This is a genomic window from Nonlabens sp. (assembly GCF_965660805.1).
Lineage (GTDB): Bacteria > Bacteroidota > Bacteroidia > Flavobacteriales > Flavobacteriaceae > Nonlabens.
This window is the reverse complement of record NZ_CBFIBE010000074.1, coordinates 1-3,756: the sequence shown is the minus strand read 5'-3', so window position 1 is coordinate 3,756 and position 3,756 is coordinate 1. Positions and strand designations below refer to the sequence as shown.

Below are 3,756 nucleotides of genomic sequence, written 5' to 3'. Positions count from 1 at the left end.
CACGGTGTACTTTTTGAAAAACCTTATGAAGCGATGCTATCAGTAGGTTTTATAGTATTGATAAAACTTTAATCGGACACTAATGTTTTTTTATGCTTTCAAAGGTTATAGCAAAAACAACGATTAAATCGCCCAGATTGCTTCGTTAAAAATAATTCACGACGTTTTTATTTTCTATGGCGTCATCTCTTCGCTTTGGTAATGTTATGGTGCTTTTTGTGGACACGCTTTCGCGAAAGCGTACTTATACAAAACAAATCGTTTCTTAAAAGAATCTTACTGCTTACATTAAGATTACTTGATTAACAATAACCTACATATATAGAGCTAGGACGACTTTTTACATCGCACTCTAAAAAGTTTATACCAGGCCATTACTCCTTACTGACGTTACAATGTCATTACCTTTTCATAGCAAAGTGACCTGTTGCCTGGCCTTTTCTACCATCTTGTACATATTCTATCGTAAACCAATAATCTGAACTAGGTAGTGGCTGCCCGTTATAGGTTCCATCCCATCCTGGTCCAGATGGATCTAGCTGCTTTAATAATTTACCGTAACGATCATAAATATACAAGGTAGTAGCTGGTAAACGATCTGCTCCTACAATATTCCAAGTATCATGAAAACCATCATTATTAGGCGTAAAATAATCTGGATAACCGAATACAAATACCTCAACTACGATCTCTCCACAACCACTACGTTCTGCTATGGTTACGGTATGAAGACCTGGCGTTACATTATTAAACACTCTACTATTTACATAAGGTCCATCATCTAACCTAAACCAATATTCATCTGGACCATTTGCAGTAACAATGATTTGGTGATCTACCGCATAAGTCTCTGTGGTTACCTCTACGCTATAATCTGTAGGTATTCCAGACTGTCTTACATTAGTCGTTGAACTATTTTCACAACCGGTAGCAATAGTGGTTACAACTACTTCATAATCACCTGGCTCTGTTGCATTATGAATAGGACTTGTAGCTCCAGCAATTACAGATCCATTTAAAAACCATTCAAAGCTATAGTCTAGATCATTAAGCCCAGTATCTAAAACTTCTGGACCGTTAAGCAAAACGCCATTAGTATCTATACAAATCACATATTGCAGCAACAGACTAGGTTGTGGTAATGGTAGTATTATTAGATCTACAGTGGTAAAGGTCACACAGCCTGTGTTATCATCTTCTACTCTTACATATAAAGTAGTATTTGCACCATACTCATAATTTAAAGAAACTCCATTTACCGCATTATCTGCATCTACTTGAGACTCGTGATAGCTTACGGTAAGACCTGTTTGAGCTCCTATAACTTGTGGTGTAACCGTATTTAAATCTGCCGTGGTGTTTCCTGATCCATCATCACAATTTTCAACATCCATAGGCATAACAGCTATAGGAGATGGAACCGCTTCAATAGTAAAAGTTCCTATAGAGAAACAGCCTGTACTTAAAGTAGTGAGCCTGTAACTAATCACCTGCGGATTTGCGGTATTTGTATAACTATTTTCATCTAGTGCTGCTGTGTCGTTCATAGCATCTAGACCTGAAGCATAATAAGTTACAGCTACACCAGTCTGCCCGTTTACAATATCATTCTCGCGATCATTTAAAGTAAATACAGCTATGGTGTCTCCATCATCATCACATTCCTCTAAATCAGGAATATTAACTATTGCAGGCACTTCATTTAAAATCAAATCAAAATTTGATGTATTTACACAACCTGTGAGTATATTTTCTACTCTTACATAGATAGTTTCTGGTGAAGTCGTATTATCATAATTTGTAGCAACACTTCCAGTACCAGAATCAGCATCTGCTTGACTGGTGTGATAACTTATCAAGTAGTCTGCTGGATTAAGACCATTTAAAATAGCTGCGTCATTCTGGGAAAGGTCAAAATTCTCTGTAGCATCACCACTAGGATCATCACATAACTCTAAATTATTTGCGACACTAATAACTGGCGCCGTATTTAATATTAGTTCAAATGTAACCGTTGAATAACACGCTGTGTTATTTACACTTTCTGCTCGCACATAAATAATTTCTGGGCTACTAATGTTATCATAATTTAAGGCTAGCGCTCCAGTATTATTATCAGCATCAGCTTGTGAATTATGGTAAGTGATATTCACATCGGCTGGATTTTGAGTTCCTAATATGGTTGCTGTTTGAGATGCTAGATCAAAGACTTCAGTCCCATCATTTGAAGGATCATCACATAAAATAATGTCTCCTACTGGATTTGCTATAGCTCTACTTTCTACATTAACAGTAAATGTGCCCGTTGTAAAACAGGTCATATTACCTACTGGTGTAATCCTTACAAAAATAGTTTCTTGAGTAGCTATAACATTTGTGTAATTAGTTGGATTAGGAATGGCCGCAGCATTCATATCAGCATCCATTTGAGAATTGTGGTAAGTAATGGTAAAATCAGCAGCATTCTGTGTTCCTAGGATATCTACTTCGTTCTGAGTTAGATCAAATGTTTCAAAACCATCGTTACTGATATCATCGCATAATTCTAAATCTTGTGGCTGGTTGAATATCGCTTGTGGATCTACCTGAACTATAAATGTAGTCGTAGCTATACAACTGGTATTAAGCACATTTTCTACTCTTACAAAGATAGTTTCTGGTCCAGTCCCAGCATTAGTATAAGCTGCGGCATTTAATGGTGATGTGTTTGAATCTGCATCTACCTGTGAATTGTGGTAGGATATATTAAAATCTGCTGGGTTTTGAGTTCCCAGTATAGTTGCTGTTTGAGATGCTAGATCAAAGACTTCTATTCCATCATTTGAGTCATCATCACAAACGATCATATCCATAGGAACATTTGCTACTGGCAATACATCTACCTGAATATCAAACGATCCAGTTGCCGCACAACTCATGTTTCCGTTAGGTGTCACTCTCACGTAAATGGTTTCTACAGGGCTGATAGTATTTGTATATGAACCAGGATTAGGAATGGCTGCAGTATTCATATCGGCATCCATTTGAGAATTGTGGTAAGTAATGGTAAAATCACTAGCATTTTGTGTTCCTAGGATATCCCCTTCGTTCTGAGTTAGATCAAATGTTTCAAAACCATCGTTACTGATATCATCACATAATTCTAAATCTTGTGGCTGGTTGAATATCGCTTGTGGATCTACCTGAACTATAAATGTAGTCGTAGCTATACAACTGGTATTAAGCACATTTTCTACTCTTACAAAGATAATTTCTGGTCCAGTCCCAGCATTTGTATAAGCTGCGGCATTTAATGGTGATGTGTTTGAATCTGCATCTAGCTGCGAACTGTGGTAGGATATATTAAAATCTGCTGGGTTTTGAGTTCCCAGTATAGTTGCTGTTTGAGATGCTAGATCAAAGACTTCTATTCCATCATTTGAGTCATCATCACAAACGATCATATCCATAGGAACATTTGCTACTGGCAATACATCTACCTGAATATCAAACGATCCAGTTGCCGCACAACTCATGTTTCCGTTAGGTGTCACTCTCACGTAAATGGTTTCTACAGGGCTGATAGTATTTGTATATGAACCAGGATTAGGAATGGCTGCAGTATTCATATCGGCATCCATTTGAGAATTGTGGTAAGTAATGGTAAAATCACTAGCATTTTGTGTTCCTAGGATATCCCCTTCGTTCTGAGTTAGATCAAATGTTTCAAAACCATCGTTACTGATATCATCGCATAATTCTAAATCTTGTGGCTGG

The 3,756-nt window shown here is 37.2% G+C and carries 1 protein-coding gene; it reads right to left on the bottom strand.

Annotated features, from left to right (window positions below; all coding sequences use genetic code 11):
- Nucleotides 1-401 precede the first annotated feature (401 nt).
- On the bottom strand, nucleotides 402-3,756 hold a 3,355-nt coding region (locus ACTF48_RS10895), incomplete at its 5' end, for a T9SS type B sorting domain-containing protein (protein ID WP_438963187.1).